The sequence below is a fragment of the Bradyrhizobium sp. 1200_D9_N1_1 genome (genome assembly GCF_052075915.1).
Taxonomy (GTDB): Bacteria; Pseudomonadota; Alphaproteobacteria; order Rhizobiales; family Xanthobacteraceae; genus Bradyrhizobium; species Bradyrhizobium diazoefficiens.
Map to the genome: position 1 here is coordinate 1,737,889 of NZ_CP197226.1, position 18,422 is coordinate 1,756,310.

Genomic DNA, 18,422 nt, shown 5'->3' on the forward strand with positions numbered 1-18,422 from the left:
TTCTTTTCACTTCCGTCCCGGCACCGTAAACTGGCGCCAACCAATTGGAGTAACGGGAATGCGAATCATTGCGGCCGCGGGCCTTCTTGCCCTGGGTATGATGGCGGGCCAGTCGGCGCGCGCCGATATCCTTCCTGTGCCCCCGTTCAAGGGCAACGACACCGGCGGCATCATCGCCTATTCGATGGCCAATCAGGTCGATGCGCGGCAGGTCGCGGTCGATCATTGCGCGCGGTACGGCAAGGTCGTCAAATTCCTCGGCGTGCAGGCCTATGAGGGCGGCTACATCTCGTTCTCCTGCCGCTGGGTGCCCTATGGCGCCGCCAACCAGCCGATCCGCACGCTGTACTGAGGCGTTTTCGTAACGCAGCGATCTCTCAGCCGGGAGCTTCCCACATGACGCGCAAACTTGCTTTGCTCGGCTCGGCCCTTTGCCTTGTGGTGTCGGCAGGCGGCGCCAGTGCCGACGATCTGCCGGTGCGCAAGGCCGGCCTGTGGGAATTGAAAATGGTCAGGACCGGCTCGCAGATGCCGGAAATGACCATGCAGCACTGCACCGACGAGACCGTCGACAAGGAGATGAACAACAACGTCTCCCCGATGGCCAAGCAGATCTGCGCCAAGCAGGACATCAAGAAGACCGCGACCGGTTATGTCAGCGATTCCGAGTGCAGCGTCGCCGGCATCAGCACCACCTCGCACGCCGAGATCACGGGCGATTTCAACTCGGCCTATACGGTGAAGACCACCTCGCACGCGCAAGGCGGCGCCGCCGGCGCGGCGGGGCGCGACACCACCATGACGCTCGAAGCGAAATGGCTGGGCGCCTGCAAGCCGGACCAGAAGCCCGGCGACATCGTGATGCCCGGCGGCTTCAAGATGAACGTGCGCGACGTCGACAAGCTGAAGGCCCTGCTGCCGAAGTAGGCGAGATTGTAGCCCGGATGGAGCGTAGCGAAATCCGGGCTACGGCAGTTACACCGGTATCCGCACGCTCGCCCTTAATCCGCCCATCGGGCTGTCGCCCAGCGTGATGTCGCCGCCATGCGAGCGGGCGATGTCGCGGGCGATGGCGAGGCCAAGGCCCGTGCCGCCTTCGTCCTGGTTGCGGGCGTTGTCCAGCCGCAGGAACGGCTTGAACACCTCTTCGCGCAGATGCGCGGGGATGCCCGGGCCGTCGTCGTCGACCGTGACGGTCAGATAACGGTGATCGCGCTGGCCGGTGATGGCGATGCTCTTGCCGTAGCGCGCCGCATTGGTGACGAGGTTGGCGAGGCAGCGCTTGAACGAGGCCGGCTTCACCGTCACCACCGGCAGTCCGTTGAATGCGACGGTTGCAGCGTGGCCGTGGCGTTCGGCATCGCTGCGCAGCTCCTCGAGCGCCTGCGCCATGTCGGTCGGCTGCGACTGCTCGCCGGAATCGCCGCGGGCAAACGCAAGGTAGTCCTCCAGCATCATCGACATCTCGTCGACGTCCTTGCGCATGCCTTCGAGCTCCGGGCTGTCGCCGATCAGCGCCAGCTCGAGCTTGAAGCGGGTCAGGATGGTGCGCAGGTCGTGGCTGACGCCGGCCAGCATCGCGGTGCGCTGCTCCATCGTGCGCTCGATGCGCGATTTCATCTCGAGGAAGGCGACCGCCGCGCGTCGCACTTCGCGCGCGCCGCGCGGCCTGAAGTTCGGCGCCTCGCGGCCCTTGCCGAAGCTTTCGGCGGCATCGGCAAGGCGCAGGATCGGCTTGATCTGGTTGCGCAGGAACAGCACTGCGACGATCAAGAGGATCGAGGACGTGCCGACCATCCAGAACAGGAAGATCTCCGAGTTCGAAGCGTAAGCGGCGCTGCGCTGCGCGAACACGCGCATCACGGCGTCGTCGAGCTGGATGCGGATCTCGACGAGGTTGGAGCGGCCGACCGTGTCGATCCAGAACGAGCGCCCGATCTGGCGGCCGAGCTGCACCGACAGCGTCTGGTCGAGCAGCGAGAAGAACGGCTTTGGTCCTGGCGGCGGCATGTCGCCGGCGGGCAGGAAGTCGACCACGAGTCCGAGGCGTTGCTGCGCGATGCGGCGGATCTGGTCGCGGTCCTTGTCCTGCGGATAGCCCTTGTAGATGTCGATCAGCGCGGCGATGTCCTGCACCACTGCGGCCGACAGGCGGCGCGTCACCGTGTTCCAGTGCCGCTCCATGAACACGAAGGCGACGACCGATTGCAGGATCACCATCGGCACGATCATGATGAGGAGCGCGCGGGCATAGAGGCCGGTCGGCATCCAGCCCTTGAACGCGTTGCCCATCCAGCCATTGGCGGCGGAGACGCGGCCGGCGGCGCTCTTCAGCAGCGTCAGGCCGGTATCGATCGTGCTCATCGGTCGCGTTTCACTGCGGTTTAAGGCGAGGCCACCAGGCGATAGCCGATGCCGCGCACCGCCTGGAGGAACAGCGGATTGGCGGGATCGGTCTCGATCTTGCGCCTGAGGCGGTTGATCTGCACGTCGACGGCGCGCTCGTTGACGCTGCCATTGCCGGTCAGTGCGCTGCGCGGCACGGTCTCGCCCGGCGTCTCCGAGAGAATCCGCAGCATCTCGCGCTCGCGATCGGTGAGGTGAATGACCTCTTCGCCCTGGCGCAATTCGCCGCGATCGAGATGGTAGACGTAGGGGCCGAACGCGATCTTCTCCACCATCGCTGCCTGCGGCGGCGGGGCGGCGCGCTTGAGGATGTTGTTGATGCGCAGCGCGAGCTCGCGTGGCTCGAACGGCTTTGCCACGTAGTCGTCGGCGCCGATCTGAAGGCCTTCGATGCGGGCTTCCGCTTCGTGGCGCGCCGTCAGCATCACGATCGGCACCGAGGAGGACGTCCGGATGAAGCGGGCGAGGTCGAAGCCGGTCTCGCCAGGCATCATGACGTCGAGGATCAGGAGGTCGAAATGCAGGCCCATGAGCTTCGAACGCGCATCGCTGGCGCTCGCCGCGGTCGAGACGCGATAGCCTTCGCCGGCGAGGAAGCGCGACAGCAGATCGCGGATGCGGCGGTCGTCGTCGACCAGCAGGAGATGCGGGGCGTCGTCGGCCGGTTGCACCGGCGGACGGGCGAGCGTGGCAGCGAGTGGCACGGTCACTCCTTTGCGTCTTGATTGACGGAGGCGAAGATCGTCTCCAGCACCTTGTCCGGATCGTCGCGGTCGATCATCGCGCGCAGGAAGCGCTTGACGGTCTCCGCATCCTGCGGCGCCATCTCGGCGAGCGCCTTGGTGATCCGCGTGGTCTGGAGCCCGGCGAGCTTCTGCACCAGCGCCTCGCCCTTCGGCGTTGCGTAGAGCAGGCGCTGGCGGCGGTCATTGTCGCCGGTCTTCTGCACGATATAGCCCTCGTCCAGGAGCTGCTTGAGCACCCGGCCGAGCGACTGTTTTGTGATGCGCAGGACGTCGAGGAGGTCGGCGACCTTGAGCCCGGGATAGCGGTAGACGAAGTGCATGACGCGGTGATGGGCCCGGCCGAAGCCGAACGCCTCCAGCTCCTGGTCGGGATCGCCGACGAAGTCGCGATAGGCGAAGAACAGCAGCTCGATGATATCCCAGCGCAAATTGCCTCCATCGCCTGCCGCCGGCCGGGGCTCGGCAGCGTCTTGAGGGGGAGTCGCGAAATTTATGTCAGGCATATTGACGTATCTTGGGTTCAATGTTACAAAACGATCAGCCCGCACGAAATTTTAGATCGTTTCGCGTCGGGTGGCATCGAAGCTGAGGCGGCCGGAGAGAGTCGGACAGGCAGCGACGGCCGGATCAGATCTACCGTGCGATTGTCGAGCGGCATTTCGACAAAACATACTGGACTTCCGCCTTCCGCAAAAGCATGTCCTCGGCGACATGCTGGCCACGGAAACCGGCCGTAACAAGGCTGGCGGTGGCCCGGCCACAACTCTAATCAAGCCAGCCGGACCCGAAACAGGGCAGGCGGGCGCCAGAACAGCGCCGCTACCGGCAGCGGGAGCCAAGGACATGAGCATGAAATTCGACATCCAGCCCGCATCCAATCCTACTCCAGAAAAGGACCGCGTCGCCAAGCTGGTGGACCCCGGCTTCGGGCGGGTCTTCACCGACCACATGGCGATCGTCCGTTACAACCAGGCCAAGGGCGGCTGGTACGAGGCGCGCATCGAGGCGCGCGCCAACTTCCAGCTCGATCCGGCCGGCGCCGTCCTGCACTACGCCCAGGAAATTTTCGAGGGCCTCAAGGCCTACAAGCGCGACGACGGCGGCGTGAACCTGTTCCGCCCCGACGCCAATGCGCGGCGCTTCAGGGACTCGGCCGATCGCATGGCGATGGCGCAGCTGCCCGAAGACGTCTTCATCGAGGCGGTCGAGCAGGTCGTGCGCATCGATCGCGCCTGGATGCCGGGCGGCGAGGGCAGCCTTTACCTGCGCCCCTTCATGATCGCGAGCGAGACCTTCCTCGGCGTCAAGCCGTCGTCCGAATACATCTTCGCGGTGATCGCCTCACCGGTCGGCTCCTATTTCAAGGGCGGACCTGCGCCGGTGTCGATCTGGGTCTCGGAGAACTACACGCGCGCCGCGGTCGGCGGCACCGGCGCCGTCAAGTGCGGTGGCAATTACGCCGCGAGTCTGCGTGCGCAGGCGGAAGCCATTCAGCACGGCTGCGATCAGGTGGTCTTCCTCGATGCGATCGAGCGCCGCTACGTCGAGGAGCTCGGCGGCATGAACATCTTCTTCGTGTTCGAGGACGGCTCGTTGTCGACGCCGCCGCTCGGCACGATCCTGCCCGGCATCACCCGCGACTCCATCATCGCGCTGGCGAAGGATGCCGGCAAGACGGTGCGCGAGGAGCCGTACTCGCTCGACCAGTGGCGCAAGGATGCGGCCAGCGGCAAGCTGAAGGAAGCGTTCGCCTGCGGCACCGCGGCGGTGATCTCGCCGATCGGCAAGGTGCGCTCGGTGAGCGGCGATTTCGAGATCAGCGGCGGCGTCGCCGGCCCGGTCGCCATGGGCCTGCGCAAGCAGCTCGTCGACATCCAGTACGGCCGCACCAACGATCCCCACAACTGGATCCGCAAGGTGTTTTGATTTTTCTCCCTCTCCCCGCTTGCGGGGAGAGGGTCGGGGTGAGGGGGAGTCTCCACGGGGACGCTGGCAGTTGGACTCGCGGAGAGTCCCCCTCACCCGGAATCCGCGCGTTCTGCGCGCATTCCGGCCTCTCCCCGCAAGCGGGGAGAGGCGAAGAGCGGACATCATGAACGCGCCGCCACGATCCCGCGACAAAGCCCGGAGATATTGACGCATCCGGACATCGCGATCATGGCATCCACGCTTTCCCAGCCCCTGAAATGGGTCGTCCTCGCCGCAATCACCGGCATCACCGTCTTCGGCATCCTGACCATCGGCCCCAAGCCGGAGGTCGCAGCCGAAGACCGCTCGCCCGTTGTCGATGTGCGCACCACCGACCCCGAGATGAACACCGCGATCGCACGCGCCCGCGGCACGCTGCCGACCTTCTGGGCGTCCTACGAGGCGCCCAAGCCGTCGGAAACCGGGCACGCCCTGAAAGTGCGCTTTTTCACCCGCAAAGGCGGCGAGCACATCTGGATCGCCGAGGTGAAGAAACTGCCGAACGGGGCCTATTCGGGCGTGTTCGCCAACGAACCGCGTGATCTGCCCGGCAAGCGGGCAGGCGACAAGGTCACATTCAGCGAAGCCGACATCTCGGACTGGATGTTCATGCGCAACGGCAAGATCGTCGGCGGCGAAACCATCAAGCCGACGCTGAAGTCGCTGCCGAAGGCGGATGCGGACGCCCTCCGGGCGCGCATGGAGCAGCCATAGGGAAGCAGTCGTCATTCCGGGATGGTCCGAAGGACCAGACCTGAGGTGCGCAGTTGCGCACCGGGGAATCTCGAGATTCCGGGCTCGATGCTGCGCATCGCCCCGGAATGACGCCGAGGCGCGCGGACTTGGGGCCCCCCGGCTTGCCGCCCCGGTTGCCGCCTCGCGCGTCGGCTGGTAAACGCCGCGCATGGCCGAAAAACCCAAAAAACCCCAGAAACTGAAGGCGCGCCTGCCGCGCGGGCTCGAGGATCGCGATCCCGCCGCGATCCGGGCGACGCGCGAGATGGTCGAGAAGATCCGCGCCGTCTACGAGCTCTACGGCTTCGAGCCGGTGGAGACGCCGGCGATGGAATACACCGACGCGCTCGGCAAGTTCCTGCCCGACCAGGACCGCCCGAACGAGGGCGTGTTCTCGTTCCAGGACGACGACGAGCAGTGGATTAGCTTGCGTTACGATCTGACCGCGCCGCTCGCCCGCTATGTCGGCGAGCGCTACGGGACGGACGGTCTGGTCTTGCCCTACCGCAGCTACCGCGTCGGCTACGTCTTCCGCAACGAGAAGCCCGGCCCCGGCCGCTTCCGCCAGTTCATGCAGTTCGATGCCGACACGGTCGGCTCGGCAACGCCGGCGGCGGATGCCGAGATCTGCATGATGGCTGCGGACACGATGGAGGCGCTTGGCGTTCAGCGCGGCCAGTACGTGGTGAAGGTGAACAACCGAAAAGTGCTCGACGGTGTTCTGGAAGCAATTGGACTTGCCGGCGACGAGAATGCCGCACGCCGGCTGACTGTGCTGCGCGCAATCGACAAGCTCGACAAGTTTCCCGCCGATGAGGTGCGTAAATTGCTCGGTCCCGGCAGGTGGGACGGTGGCGAAGAGGGCAAGGGCGACTTCACGAAAGGCGCCAATTTGAGCGCGGCGGAGGCCGACGTTGTTCTGGCCATCACCAAACCGCGCGACGATTGGAAAGAAGCCATTGCCGCGGCGGAAGCTTACCTCGCCAAGAGCGAAGTTGGTCAGGCCGGCGTGAGCGAGCTGGAAGAGATCGCCAAGCTGGTCATGGCGTCGGGGTACGGTGCGGACCGCATCAAGATCGACCCCTCCGTTGTGCGCGGCCTCGAATACTACACCGGCCCCGTCTACGAGGTCGAACTCCTGCTCGACACCAAGGACGAGAAGGGCCGCCCGGTACGCTTCGGCTCCGTCGGTGGCGGTGGCCGCTACGACGGCCTCGTCTCGCGCTTCCGCGGCGAGCCGGTGCCGGCGACCGGATTCTCGATCGGCGTCTCGCGGCTCCAGGCTGCGCTGACGCTGCTCGGCAAGCTCGACACGCGGCCCGAGTTCGGTCCCGTCGTCGTCACCGTGTTCGACCGCGACCGCGTCGCCGACTACCAGAAGATGGTGGCAAGCCTGCGCACCGCCGGCATCCGCGCCGAGCTCTATCTCGGCAATCCCAAGAATATGGGCAACCAGCTCAAATATGCCGACCGCCGCAACAGCCCTTGCGTCATCATCCAGGGCTCGGACGAAAAGGCGCGCGGCGAGCTGCAGATCAAGGACCTGATCGAAGGCGCGAAAGCGGCCGCTGCGATTGCTTCCAACCAGGAATGGCGCGAGAGCCGCCCGGCGCAGTTCTCGTGCGCCGAAGCCGATCTCGTCGCAAAGGTGCGCGAGGTGCTGGCGCGCCATGACGTGAGCTGGGGCTAGCTATTCGCGCATCGCCTGATGCCCGGGCTTGTCCCGGGCATCCACGTCCTGTTTGATGCACACGACTTTGAATGATCGGGACAAGCCCGATCATGACGACAGCAGCAGGGAGAAAACGATGCCTGAGATCACCGTCAGCATGGCCGAAGGCCGCACCGATGAACAGAAGGCCGGCATGATGCGCGACATCACGCAGGCACTGGTGAAGAATCTCGGCGTCGACGCCGATGCCGTCGTCATCCAGATCAACGAAGCCCCGCTCCGCCACAAGATGAAGGGCGGCAAGACGTTCGTGGAGCGCGCGGCGGCTGCGAAGAAGTGACGCGTTAGCGTCATTCCGGGGCAGCCCGTCAGGGCTGAACCCGGAATCTCGAGCTGTAAACTTCTGGATTCCGGGTTCGCGCTTCGCGCGCCCCGGAATGACGAGCAAGCACCATGGACGCACGCGACTTCATCACGACAGGCATGAGCGCGGAGCGCACGCTGGTGGTCCCAGTGGAGCGCACGGTCGGGCACTTCGTGCCGGGCATGCCTTTTGTCTATGCGACGCCGATGATGATCCTCGAGATGGAGATGACGTCGGGCGATGCGATCCGCCCTGCGCTTCAGCCGGGCTGGGTCACCGTCGGCACCGAGGTCGACATCCGCCATCTCGCAGCCGCCCTGGTCGGCGCGACGGTGCGGACCACCGCGAAGGTGGTCGCGGTCGAGCGCCGCGTCATCCGTTTCGAAGTCGAGGCGTTCGAGGGCACGCGCAAGCTCGGCGAGGGCCGCCACGCGCGCGGGCTCGTCAATGTCGAGATGTTCAACAAGCGGCTCGGGGCAGGCTCGAAATCGTAGGGTGGGCAAAGGCGCGAAGCGCCGTGCCCACCATTGCTCAGCGTGCAAGACAGATGTGGTGGGCACGCTTCGCTTTGCCCACCCTACGGCATCTTGCTACTTCGCCAATTCCTTCGACCGCTGCGTCGCCGCTGCGATTGCACGGATCATCAGGTCGCGCAGGCCGGGCTCGCCCATCAGCACGCCGAGCGCTGCGGCCGTGGTGCCGCCGGGCGAGGTGACGTTCTGGCGCAGCGTGCCGGAGGGCAGCTCGGATTGATGCAGCAGCTCGCCCGAGCCTGCCACCGTTTCGCGCGCGAGCTTCGTCGCCAGCGCCTCGGGCAATCCCGCTTCGACACCGGCGCGCGCAAGTTCCTCGGCGAGCAGGAACACATAGGCCGGTCCCGAGCCGGACACCGCGGTCACCGCATCCATCAGGCTCTCATCCTCGACCCATTCGACCGAGCCGGTGGCGCGCAGCAGCGCGTCGGCCACCGCGCGTTGCGCGGTGCTGACGTTCTTCGCCGCAACCGCCACCGTGATGCCGCGGCCGATCGCGGCCGGCGTGTTCGGCATCGCGCGCACGACAGCGCCGCCGCAGACCTCCTGAAGCGAGGCGATCGCGGTTCCCGCCATGATCGAGACCACGGAGGTCTTCTCCGAGACGAAGGGCTTCAGCTTCGCGCCGGCCTCGCGGAACATCTGCGGCTTCACCGCGACGACCATCGTCTCGACCTGACCTGCCGCCTTCGCATCGGGATTGAGCGCCACGCCCTTGGCGGCAAGCGCGCTGATCTCAGGCGCGATGTGCGGGTCGACCACCGCGACACGGCGCGGATCGAGTCCGCCCGCCAGCCATCCGGTCAGCATCGCGCCGCCCATCTTGCCGGCGCCGGCGAGAAGGATGGTGCCGGTGATGTTTTGAAGAGTGCTGTTCGCCACTGTGGTCACCACAAATTCGGTGTCGTCCCGGCGAAGGCCGGGACCCATAACCACGAATGTTTCTAGTGGATGCAGCTGTTGGCAACAAGCCGCGTGCCACAAACGAAATCACGCGGTATGGATCCCGGATCTGCGCGCGCTTTGGGCGCGCTTGTCCGGGATGACGTGGGGAGGGAGCGGCGTTACGTCACGAGAGGCCCTACGCCTCTCCCACCGTGTCGAACATCGCCGCGTCCATCGCTTCCGTCGTGGTCTTGCCCGCCCACACCACGAACTGGAACGCCGGGAAGTAGCGCTCGCAGGCGTGGATGGCGCCGGCGAGCATGGCTTCGCATTGCGCGGTCGAGGCGGTGAGTCCGCCCGGCAGCACCAGGGCCTGGCGGTGCATGACCATGCCGGTGTTGGTCCACAGGTCGAAATGGCCGACCCACAACTGCTCGTTGACGGCGGCGACGAGCCGCTGCACTTCGCTCCGCCGTGCGACCGGAATCTTCATGTCGAACGCGCAGGCCAGATGCAGCGCCTCGATCCCGCCCATCCAGGTGAAGGAGAGCTGGTAGTCGGTCCATTGTCCCTTCGAGACAATCGTGAGTTCGTCTTCGCCGGAGCGTTCGAACGGCCAGTTGTTGCTGGCAGCGATATCCTCGACCACCGCGAGCGGGTGATTTCTGGAATCGATAGCGCCTTCGAGCAGGGACATGCCGTCTCGACCTCTTGCCTTCTTGTTGTCTTTGATACGCACGCGGTTGGTCCGGCGCGCGCTCCCTTAATATTGCTAAGGCGATCCCCTTGGCGTCGCTCTCGCGATCCCGGGATCAGCGCGGGCTTGTCGCGGATCAACTGATGTGATTTGCGGAATCTGCGCAACTGGCTGCCGAGTCCGTCCACAAGTCAGGACTCGTTCGTCCACAGCTCATCTCCGCCACAATTCTTAACGGAGGAGAACAAACCGGAATCGGATCGGCCGGCGCCTGCTGCGTTCCATGTGCCGGTGCCCTCCTTGCGGGTCCGGATCGGTCCCGCCCTGTTCGACCTTCTGCCCCGCAGGATTTTCGCAGAGTTTCGCCCTGACGTCATAGGCACATGCGTAGTACCCATAAGGAAGGTTCTTGCTGGCCGCCTCCCTGTTCGTCATAATTCGGAATAGTCCACCCATATCGGGTGGATAAGTTCTCAGGGCGGGGTGAAAGTCCCCACCGGCGGTAAGGGCCGAAAGGCCTAAGCCCGCGAGCGCCTTCTCCTTGATAGGGATTCCCTCGGGGACCCCTCGGAGGGAAGGGTCAGCAGATTCGGTGCAACTCCGAAGCCGACGGTTAAAGTCCGGATGAAAGAGAACGGTCGGTGGCAGACGCATCGCAAGGTGCGGCTGTTTGTCGTTCCGTGTGCCCTGATTCTGGTCCTTAACTGAGGAAAGCCATGAATCAGATGTTGCAAGATCCCCAAGTCCAAACTTCCCAAGTCCAAACTTCCAAAGCCGAAACTGCCGAGACGACCCAGCCGCCGGTTCCCGTGGACCCGCCGGCAATCGAGCATCCGCGTTTTGCAAAGCCGCAGCGGGTGGCCTTCGTGCAGGCCTGCTGGCACCGCGACGTGGTCGAGGAGGCCCGCATCGCCTTCATGAAGGAGGCCGAGGCGCGCCACCTCACCCATGTCGACGTATTCGAGGTGCCGGGCTCGTTCGAGATCCCGCTGCACGCGCAGATCCTCGCCAAGACGCGGCGCTACACCGCGATCGTCGCGGCCGGCCTCGTCGTCGACGGTGGCATCTATCGCCACGAGTTCGTCGCCGACACCGTGATCAAGGCGCTGATGGACGTGCAGCTGCGCACCGAGGTGCCGGTGTTCTCGGCGGTGCTGACGCCGCAGCAATTCCACGAGACCGAAGTGCACTACGATTTCTTCCGCAGGCATTTTGCGATCAAGGGCGTCGAGGTCGCGGAAGCCTGCGCCAACACGCTGCTAGGCCTGGAGCGTTTGCGCGGCCAGGTCGCGGCGGGAATTGCCTAACCCAACGCAACAACCATCACCCCTCATCCCTGGGAGCGCGTAGCGCGTCTCGAAGGATGAGGGGTTACTCTATGATCGCTGCCATCTTGCATCACCCCAGCGACACCCCCGCCTTGGCCCGGCTTATTCCGAGAGCCAGGATGCGCTGCAGGAGATCCGGATATTTGAGCCCGGCATGTTGAGCCGCCGTGGCGAACTCCTGGCTCTTGGCGATCTCGGGGTTGGGATTGGCCTCGATGAAATACGGCGTGCCGTCGGCGGCGAGACGAAAATCGATACGCGCGTAGCCGTCGAGGCCAAGCGCTCGGTAGATGCGTTTCGCGGCGCGCTGGATGCGCGCGGTGACTTCGGGCGCGAGGTCCTTCGCCGGCCCGTCGACGATGCCGACCTTCTCCTGATAGTCGGTGTCGTGCTTGGCTTTCTCCGTGGCGATGTGCCGTGACCTGCGCCCGCCCATGCTGCCGAATTTCAGTTCCCAGATCGGCAGGACGCGCAGCCGGTTGTTGCCGAGCACGCCGACGTAAAGCTCGCGCCCCTCGATGAACTGCTCGGCGATCGCGGCGGATTCGACCCGCTCGTGGATGAAGGCGACCCGTTCCGCGAGCTTCTCGTCGGTATCGACGATCGATGCCTGCGAGATGCCGAAGGACCCGTCCATGTTCAGGCTCTTGACGATCAGCGGCAGCGCAAGGCGCGTCGGGCGTTTCACCTTGCGGCGCATCGGGAAGACGGCGAAGGCCGGCGCCGCGATCCGGCGGTGATGCACCAGCGTCTTGGACAAATCCTTGCCGCGCGCCAGGATCAGGCCGCGCGGATTGCACCCGGTATAAGGGACTTTCATCAGCTCGAGATAGCTGGCGATGTGCTGGTCGTAGGCGACGTTGTTGTGGAATTCCTCCAGCAACGTGAAAACCACGTGCGGCTTGAACTCCTCGATCGCCTCGCGCACCGGCTTGATTTCGTCCTGCGCGCCGAGGGCGCGAACCTCGTGGCCGGCCGCGCGCAAGGTGCTCACCACGTCGTATTCCGTTTTCCACGCGTTGATTTCCTGCGCGGTGTATCCGTCGCTTGAATCCGGAGGCATGAAATCCGGATGCATCAGGACCAGAATACGCAAGCGTCTCATAGCGCGATCCATTTGCGCCGAGACGGGCCAAACAGCGCGTGCATCGTCTTGGCGGTCACGAGGACGGTGAAATCGAGAACGAGCTTCTGTTCGGGGCCGACCGCGCGCAGATCGAGCTCGCGGCAGCGGGAGATCATGTCGTCAAGCACGGCATCGAGCGTGAGCTGGTTCTCGCCCGTCCATCGCGCGACCAATTGCCTGATCTGGGCGCGGTGCCGTCTGATCAGGCTCGAAGCCGGTTTTGAGCGGTGATGCCGTGGATCGGCGGAAAATAGCCTCGAGAGGTCGCGGTCGTAGGTCTTCGGCGGCGTGAAGGCGTAGAACGCCTGCTTCTTCTTGTAGTGGTCTTCGAGCGTCTGGCCGAGCTTGCTCAACGGGTCGACACGCTCTCGTGTCGTGATCAGCGGCCGCTTTCCCGCAATCTCGCCCATCAGCTCGTCGACATATTCGAGCTTCTTCAGTGCGGGCCAGCCGGCATATCGTGTTCGCCAGTTCGAACGCGGCCGCAGCCACACCGCAAAAGTTTCGGCGAAATCCTCGTCAGGATGGCTCTGCGCGTACCAGAGCCGGAGATGCTGGACATAGCGCCGGCTCGCCGGATTGGGCCGGTAGTAGCGCGGATAGTGCTTCGACGACGGACCGAACAGCTGCTGCCAGCGCCGGCGGCGCTGCAGCTGATAGCCGTGCTGGATGGCATGGCCCGCCTCGTGACGGAGTATGGCCATACACTCGCGCCAGGTTCCGCCCTCGACGTCGAACATCATCTTCTTCTCGAGCTTCATCAGGCGGGGATGGGCGAGATAGAATGGGATGGCGATGCCGGGTACATCGCCCGGACTGAACCATTCGCTCGAGATCCATGTATGCGGTCGCAGCCGGATGCCCCGCTCTTCGAGCTCCTCGTGGAGGGTGGCGACGCAATCCTCGAGCCAGGTGCCTTCGACCGTAACCCTCAGGCTAGAGAGACGTTGCGCGAGCAATTCGTCGTCCGACAGCTTCTCCCAGGCAAATTTCCGGCGTGGCATCAGGCATCCAGAGGGCAGAGATGACTCGGCGTCCGGATGATGTCATGGGCCGCGATTGGCAACAACCCGTGGGGCTTGTGCTGCGGTGCAGTCGGAGCACGAGCTGGCAGGGTGGGGCGAAGCGTGCCCATGACCGTCATGGCAATAAAAGGCATGGCAACAAAAAAGGTGGGCACGGCGCGCCGCGCCTTTGCCCACCTTGCGATCGTGACGGCGTAGATGAATTAATCGAATAGGCTCGACACCGACTCTTCCGCGGCGGTGCGCGCGATCGCGTCCGAGATCAGGCTGGCGATCGGGAGCGTGCGGATGTTCGGCGCCTTGCTCACCGCGTCCGTCGGCAGGATCGAGTCGGTGATCACGAGCTCCTTCAGCTTGGAGTTCGTGATACGGGCGGCCGCGCCGCCGGAGAGCACGCCGTGCGTGATGTAGGCGTAGACGTCCTTGGCGCCCTTGGCGATCAGCGCGTCGGCCGCGTTCACCAGCGTGCCGCCGGAGTCCACGATGTCGTCGACCAGGATACAGGTGTAGCCGGCGACGTCGCCGATTACGTTCATGACCTCGGATTCACCCGGCCGCTCGCGGCGCTTGTCGACGATGGCGAGCGGGGTGTTGATGCGCTTGGCGAGGCCGCGCGCGCGGGCCACGCCGCCGACGTCGGGCGAGATCACCATCGTCTTGGACAGGTCGAACTTGTCCTTGATGTCGCGCACCATCAGCGGTGCCGCGTAGAGATTGTCGGTCGGGATGTCGAAGAAGCCCTGGATCTGGCCGGCATGCAGGTCGAGCGTCATGACGCGGTCGACGCCGGCCTGCGTGATCAGGTTGGCGACGAGCTTGGCCGAGATCGGCGTGCGCGAGCCCGATTTGCGGTCCTGCCGGGCGTAGCCGAAATAGGGCAGCACCGCGGTGATGCGGCGCGCCGAGGAGCGGCGCAGCGCGTCGGTGATGATCAGGAGCTCCATCAGGTGGTCGTTCGCCGGGAACGAGGTCGACTGGATGATGAAGGCATCCGAGCCGCGGACGTTCTCCTGGATCTCGACGAAGATCTCCATGTCGGCGAAGCGCCGGACCACCGCCTTGGTCAGCGGCAGGTGGAGGCCTTGCGCGATGGCCTGGGCGAGAGCCGGATTGGAGTTGCCGGCGACAAGCTTGATGGAGCCGTTCTTGGCCGACATGGACGCTTCCTCCCGCGCTTTGCTGGATAGGACGTTCAACATCTGGGAATACCCACTCGAAGCACGGTTACGACGGGCGAGGAAATATCAGGCCGGGGGCTGCAATGGCAACCCGGGATGCTACGTTTTCCCTTTGAAAATCCTGAGTCGGGCCAACGGTTTGGCCGCAACTTGAGGCCGTGGTTTAGCGGGGGTTATCGCTCGGCGTAGCCGAGCGCCGAGGCCGGCATCTCCGGTGCCGGAGCCTCCGGGGTGACGCTTGCCACCGCAGGTCCCCGCAGGCCCGGAGCAGCGCTCGGCGCCTCCGGCGTGCCGTTGATCATGTTGGAAAGTCCGCTGAATCCGGCCTGGGCGATCTTCCGCAGCACCAGGTCGTCGGCGGCGCTCCACGGATCGCGCGTCGCATCGCGGCCACCCTTGGCCGAGGTGGGTTCCTCGCCGGAGAGGCGCAGCGCCCGCTGCTGGTTGGCGTCGTAGACGTCCCAGACCCAGGCGATCACGGTCCTGCCGCGCACGATCTGGGCGGAGAGGTAGCTGCGCACGCGATAGGCAGCCGTCCCCTCGCGGGAGACCACGGACAGGCTGCGCAGCTTGGATTCGCTGTCGAGCACGCCGACCATGCGGTCGAACACCTGTGGCGGCGGCCCGTCGATGGATTCGAACGCCACCGTCGCTCCACTGCCGGCGCTCGGCGCCATCGCATAGGAGTTGGCGGCACCGCCGCCGCCGGCGCAACCGCCAAGCGCGGTCGCCGCTGCCAGCAGCATGACCGCCAGCACGCGCGAACCCGCGCGGCCCAGGATGAATGACGCGTCCCTCATTATGGAGGGCAGCGATATCGTTAAAACGCATTAACGTCTAGGGCAGGGGCGACACATCCCACTGTCATTCCGGGGCGCGCCCACTTGGCGCGAACCCGGAATCCATTTCTCCGCATAAATTGCTGCACGATGATTCCGGGTTCTCGCTTCGCGAGCCCCGGAATGACGGCGTGTTGCCTGTGTGTTCACCCCTCGAGCGCGATCGCGTGGACGTGGCGGCCGTAATCCGGCTCCTTGCGATGCACCGAGCGGCGATAGCTGAAGAAGCGCTCGTCGGCATAGGTGTCGAGGCCGAGGTCGTCGATCATCAGGATGCCGGCGGCCTCCAGCCGCGTCCGGATGAAGCCGGCGAGGTCGAACATCGCGTGGCCCTCGCGCACCGACGGGATGAAGAACATCGCGTTGTCCGCGTCCGCCTCGATGAAGCGCGCCACGAACTCGTTGCCGACCTCGTAGCTCTCCTGCCGGATCAGCGGGCCGATCGCGGCGATGATGCCGCCGCGCGTGGCGCCGAGCTTTTCCATCGCTAGAATCGTGGACTCCAGCACGCCGGTCAGCGCGCCCTTCCAGCCGGCATGGGCACCGCCGATCACGCGCGCATTGGGATCGACGAACAGCACCGGCCCGCAATCGGCGGTGGAGACGCCGAGCGCGATGCCGGGCGTCCTGGTGACCAGCGCGTCGCCCTTCGGCCGCGGCCCGCTCGGCCACGGCGTCTCGGCAATGAGCACGTCGGGCGAATGGATCTGGTGCAGGCTGAGGAAACGTTCCGGCGCCACGCCGACATGCTCGGCCATGCGGCGGCGGTTCTCGGCGACGAGGGCCTGATCATCGTTGGAGCCGAGGCCGCCGTTCAGCGCCGAGTAGATGCCGCCGGAGACGCCGCCTTCACGGGTGAAGAAGGAATGGCGCAGCCCTGGCACCGCCGACAGCAGTGACGAAGCGAGGGTCATCAGTTCCCTCCGGCGTGTTCGAGATCGCTGAGGCCGGCGAGGCCAGTTAGCCGCGGCTCGGAGATGCCGAGCACCTTGAACATCGAGCCCATGCCGCTGCGCCCGGTGTCGGTCAGGCGCTTCAGCGCCACCGAAATGTCGGTGGCGACCTCGGGCGTTGCCTTCTGCATCAAGGCGGCCGCGCGGGTGTCGATGCCGACGCGCTTGAGGAAATCGCCCTGCGTCACCGGCCCGTGCACGCGGGCGCCGACATCCTCGGCCGCACGCGCCAGCGCCTGGAAATCGACATGGGCGGTGACGTCGGCCTGACCCGGCGCCTTCAAGGGATCGGTAAAGGTGTGGCGCGCGATCGCCTGGAAGGTGTCGCCGGCATCGCTGCGCAAATGGCCGTAATCGATGATCAGCGCCGCGCCGTCCTGATCGCGCACGCGCGTGGCGAGCTTCATGACCTCGCCGTCGGGACGCCATTCGAACACGGCGCCGACCGGCGCGGCGCGCACCAGGGGCGGCAGCAGCACGTCGAAGCGCGGCGTCGGCTCGGAGGCCGCGCCGAACTGAAGCTTGCCGTTGGGATCGATCTCGATCACGCGCTCGTGCCAGCCGTTCTCGCGCTTCACCATCTGGTGGATCGGCAGCACGTCGAAATATTCGTTGGCGAGGATGATGCTCGGGCCTTCGGGCACGTCGTCGATGCTGTCGTGCCAGGCGACGTTGCGCGCGCCCGACAGCGTCGCACTCTGCCGTTCGCGCAGGACGGGATTGACCTCGACCAGGTGGATCTGAAGCGCCTGGTAGAGCGGCGGCAGCACGCGGAGCGCACGCAGCGCATCCGCCATCATGGTGCCGCGGCCGGGGCCGAGCTCGATCAGCCGCAAAGATTGCGGCGAGCCCATCTGCTTCCACACCGAGGCGGTCCACAGGCCCAGCAGCTCGCCGAACATCTGGCTGACCTCGGGCGCGGTGGTGAAGTCGCCCTCACGCCCGAGCGGATCGCGCGAGACGTAATAGCCATAGCGCGGATGCATCAGGCACAGTTCCATGTACCGCCAGACCGGCATGGGGCCTGAGGATTTGATCAGCGCCTTGATCTCGTTGAGTAGCGGCTGTTCGGTCACGGCCTTCTTCTCGAAAGGAATTAACGAATGGCCTCGATCGGCCTCGGCGCACCGCGCCTGATAGCCAATACAATAAGTATGAGACCTACAATAAGCATCGGGATCGACAACAGCATGCCCATGGTTAATCCGCCCCAGAGGAAGCCGAGCTGGACGTCCGGCTCGCGGAAATGCTCGCCGGCGATCCGGGTCAGACCATAGATCAGGATGAAGGCGCCGAGGATCATTCCGGGCCGCTTCAGGGCGCCGAGGCGGATCATGATCGCAAGCACCGTGAACAGCAGGATGCCCTCCATGCCGGCCTCATAGAGCTGGCTCGGATGCCGCGGCAGCTGGGTGGGATCGTTGGGGAAGACCATCGCCCAGGGCAGGCTCGCATCGGTGGCACGGCCCCACAATTCGCCGTTGATGAAATTGGCGATGCGCCCGAGCAGCAGCCCGACCGGCGCGACCGCGGTGGTGATGTCGCCGAGCGACAGGATCGGGATCCCGTTGCGGTAGGCGAACCACATCACCGCGACGACGCAGCCGAGGAACCCGCCATGGAACGACATGCCGCCCTCCCACAGTCGGAAGATCGCGGCGGGGTGCTCGATGAAGAAGGGCAGATTGTAGAACAGCACATAGCCGGTGCGGCCGCCGAGGATGATGCCGAGCGTGACCCACAGGATGAAGTCGTCGACCTGCACCAGCGAGATCGGCGCCGGCCCGCCCCACAAGCGCTCGTTCTTCAGGAGCGAGCGCGCATAGAGCCAGCCGAACACGATGCCGCAGATATAGGCCAGCGCGTACCAGCGGATCGCAAACGGACCGATCTCGATCGCGATCGGCTTGAAGGCGGGAAAGTCGATGAGAAGAAAGGGCATCACGCCTTGTTTCTAGAGTTTGATG

The 18,422-nt window shown here is 65.2% G+C and carries 20 protein-coding genes and 1 riboswitch; of the genes, 8 read left to right on the plus strand and 12 right to left on the minus strand.

Going from position 1 to position 18,422, the window contains the following annotated elements:
* The first annotated feature begins 58 nt into the window (after nt 1-58).
* Together AB5K84_RS08375 and AB5K84_RS08380 are read left to right on the plus strand one after the other, a co-directional pair.
* Complete coding sequence (locus AB5K84_RS08375) at nt 59-352, plus strand: hypothetical protein (RefSeq protein WP_011090198.1); 294 nt, start codon at nt 59-61, stop codon at nt 350-352.
* A 44-nt stretch (nt 353-396) separates the two neighbouring features.
* Complete coding sequence (locus AB5K84_RS08380) at nt 397-927, plus strand: DUF3617 domain-containing protein (protein WP_011090197.1); 531 nt, start codon at nt 397-399, stop codon at nt 925-927.
* A 48-nt stretch (nt 928-975) separates the two neighbouring features.
* Here AB5K84_RS08380 and AB5K84_RS08385 read toward each other — a convergent pair whose 3' ends face one another.
* The 3 genes from AB5K84_RS08385 to AB5K84_RS08395 are packed head-to-tail and all read right to left on the minus strand — an operon-like array spanning nt 976 to nt 3,655.
* Nucleotides 976-2,364, minus strand: a complete 1,389-nt coding sequence (locus AB5K84_RS08385; protein ID WP_011090196.1) for an ATP-binding protein — start codon at nt 2,362-2,364, stop codon at nt 976-978.
* 20 nt (nt 2,365-2,384) lie between these two features.
* Nucleotides 2,385-3,116, minus strand: coding sequence for a response regulator (locus AB5K84_RS08390; RefSeq protein ID WP_011090195.1), 732 nt, complete (start codon nt 3,114-3,116; stop codon nt 2,385-2,387).
* Nucleotides 3,113-3,655: a MarR family winged helix-turn-helix transcriptional regulator gene (locus AB5K84_RS08395; RefSeq protein WP_051000365.1), complete on the minus strand. Its 543-nt coding sequence runs from the start codon at nt 3,653-3,655 to the stop codon at nt 3,113-3,115. The genes AB5K84_RS08390 and AB5K84_RS08395 overlap by 4 nt, the downstream gene beginning before the upstream one ends.
* A 340-nt stretch (nt 3,656-3,995) precedes the next feature.
* On the opposite strand from AB5K84_RS08395, the gene AB5K84_RS08400 reads away from it, so the two are divergent.
* The 5 genes from AB5K84_RS08400 to AB5K84_RS08420 all read left to right on the plus strand — a co-directional run bounded on the left by AB5K84_RS08400 (nt 3,996) and on the right by AB5K84_RS08420 (nt 8,385).
* Nucleotides 3,996-5,078 carry a branched-chain amino acid aminotransferase gene (locus AB5K84_RS08400; protein WP_011090193.1) on the plus strand — a complete coding sequence of 361 codons (1,083 nt, stop codon included), beginning with the start codon at nt 3,996-3,998 and terminating at the stop codon, nt 5,076-5,078.
* A 231-nt stretch (nt 5,079-5,309) separates the two neighbouring features.
* Entirely contained in the window at nt 5,310-5,834 is a 525-nt protein-coding gene (locus AB5K84_RS08405; protein WP_011090192.1) for a YegJ family protein, read from the plus strand.
* A 190-nt stretch (nt 5,835-6,024) separates the two neighbouring features.
* On the plus strand, nt 6,025-7,545 hold the full coding sequence (gene hisS, locus AB5K84_RS08410) for a histidine--tRNA ligase (protein ID WP_011090191.1): 1,521 nt from the start codon (nt 6,025-6,027) through the stop codon (nt 7,543-7,545).
* Between the two features lie 55 nt (nt 7,546-7,600).
* Nucleotides 7,601-7,867: a tautomerase family protein gene (locus AB5K84_RS08415; protein ID WP_011090190.1), complete on the plus strand. Its 267-nt coding sequence runs from the start codon at nt 7,601-7,603 to the stop codon at nt 7,865-7,867.
* Nucleotides 7,868-7,980: 113 nt separating this feature from the next.
* Nucleotides 7,981-8,385, plus strand: coding sequence for a thioesterase family protein (locus tag AB5K84_RS08420; RefSeq protein ID WP_011090189.1), 405 nt, complete (start codon nt 7,981-7,983; stop codon nt 8,383-8,385).
* A gap of 96 nt (nt 8,386-8,481) precedes the next feature.
* Here AB5K84_RS08420 and proC read toward each other — a convergent pair whose 3' ends face one another.
* Together proC and AB5K84_RS08430 are read right to left on the minus strand one after the other, a co-directional pair.
* Nucleotides 8,482-9,354 (minus strand): pyrroline-5-carboxylate reductase, encoded by an 873-nt coding sequence (gene proC / locus AB5K84_RS08425; RefSeq protein WP_441232784.1) that lies wholly within the window; start codon nt 9,352-9,354, stop codon nt 8,482-8,484.
* Between the two features lie 151 nt (nt 9,355-9,505).
* The gene (locus tag AB5K84_RS08430) at nt 9,506-10,006 is read right to left on the minus strand and encodes a YbjN domain-containing protein (RefSeq protein ID WP_028174670.1); all 501 of its coding nucleotides are present in this window, start codon (nt 10,004-10,006) and stop codon (nt 9,506-9,508) included.
* A 465-nt stretch (nt 10,007-10,471) separates the two neighbouring features.
* A riboswitch (FMN riboswitch) is annotated at nt 10,472-10,646 on the plus strand.
* Between the two features lie 76 nt (nt 10,647-10,722).
* On the opposite strand from AB5K84_RS08430, the gene AB5K84_RS08435 reads away from it, so the two are divergent.
* Entirely contained in the window at nt 10,723-11,313 is a 591-nt protein-coding gene (locus AB5K84_RS08435; protein ID WP_011090186.1) for a 6,7-dimethyl-8-ribityllumazine synthase, read from the plus strand.
* A 91-nt stretch (nt 11,314-11,404) separates the two neighbouring features.
* Here the strand turns inward: AB5K84_RS08435 and AB5K84_RS08440 are convergent, their stop codons facing one another.
* The 7 genes from AB5K84_RS08440 to lgt form a co-directional block, all read right to left on the minus strand.
* On the minus strand, nt 11,405-12,439 hold the full coding sequence (locus AB5K84_RS08440) for a D-alanine--D-alanine ligase family protein (protein WP_028174672.1): 1,035 nt from the start codon (nt 12,437-12,439) through the stop codon (nt 11,405-11,407).
* A complete protein-coding gene (locus AB5K84_RS08445) occupies nt 12,436-13,464 on the minus strand; it encodes a putative zinc-binding metallopeptidase (RefSeq protein ID WP_011090184.1) in 1,029 nt (342 codons plus the stop codon). Before AB5K84_RS08445 ends, AB5K84_RS08440 begins: the two co-directional genes overlap by 4 nt.
* A gap of 224 nt (nt 13,465-13,688) precedes the next feature.
* The gene (locus AB5K84_RS08450) at nt 13,689-14,642 is read right to left on the minus strand and encodes a ribose-phosphate pyrophosphokinase (protein ID WP_028174674.1); all 954 of its coding nucleotides are present in this window, start codon (nt 14,640-14,642) and stop codon (nt 13,689-13,691) included.
* 194 nt (nt 14,643-14,836) lie between these two features.
* Nucleotides 14,837-15,463 (minus strand): hypothetical protein, encoded by a 627-nt coding sequence (locus AB5K84_RS08455; protein WP_011090181.1) that lies wholly within the window; start codon nt 15,461-15,463, stop codon nt 14,837-14,839.
* A 185-nt stretch (nt 15,464-15,648) separates the two neighbouring features.
* Nucleotides 15,649-16,416: a peptidoglycan editing factor PgeF gene (pgeF, locus tag AB5K84_RS08460; protein ID WP_011090180.1), complete on the minus strand. Its 768-nt coding sequence runs from the start codon at nt 16,414-16,416 to the stop codon at nt 15,649-15,651.
* On the minus strand, nt 16,416-17,531 hold the full coding sequence (locus AB5K84_RS08465) for a class I SAM-dependent methyltransferase (RefSeq protein WP_011090179.1): 1,116 nt from the start codon (nt 17,529-17,531) through the stop codon (nt 16,416-16,418). The genes pgeF and AB5K84_RS08465 overlap by 1 nt, the downstream gene beginning before the upstream one ends.
* Nucleotides 17,532-17,551: 20 nt before the next feature.
* Nucleotides 17,552-18,397 (minus strand): prolipoprotein diacylglyceryl transferase, encoded by an 846-nt coding sequence (gene lgt, locus AB5K84_RS08470; RefSeq protein ID WP_038967285.1) that lies wholly within the window; start codon nt 18,395-18,397, stop codon nt 17,552-17,554.
* Between the last annotated feature and the right edge of the window lie 25 nt (nt 18,398-18,422).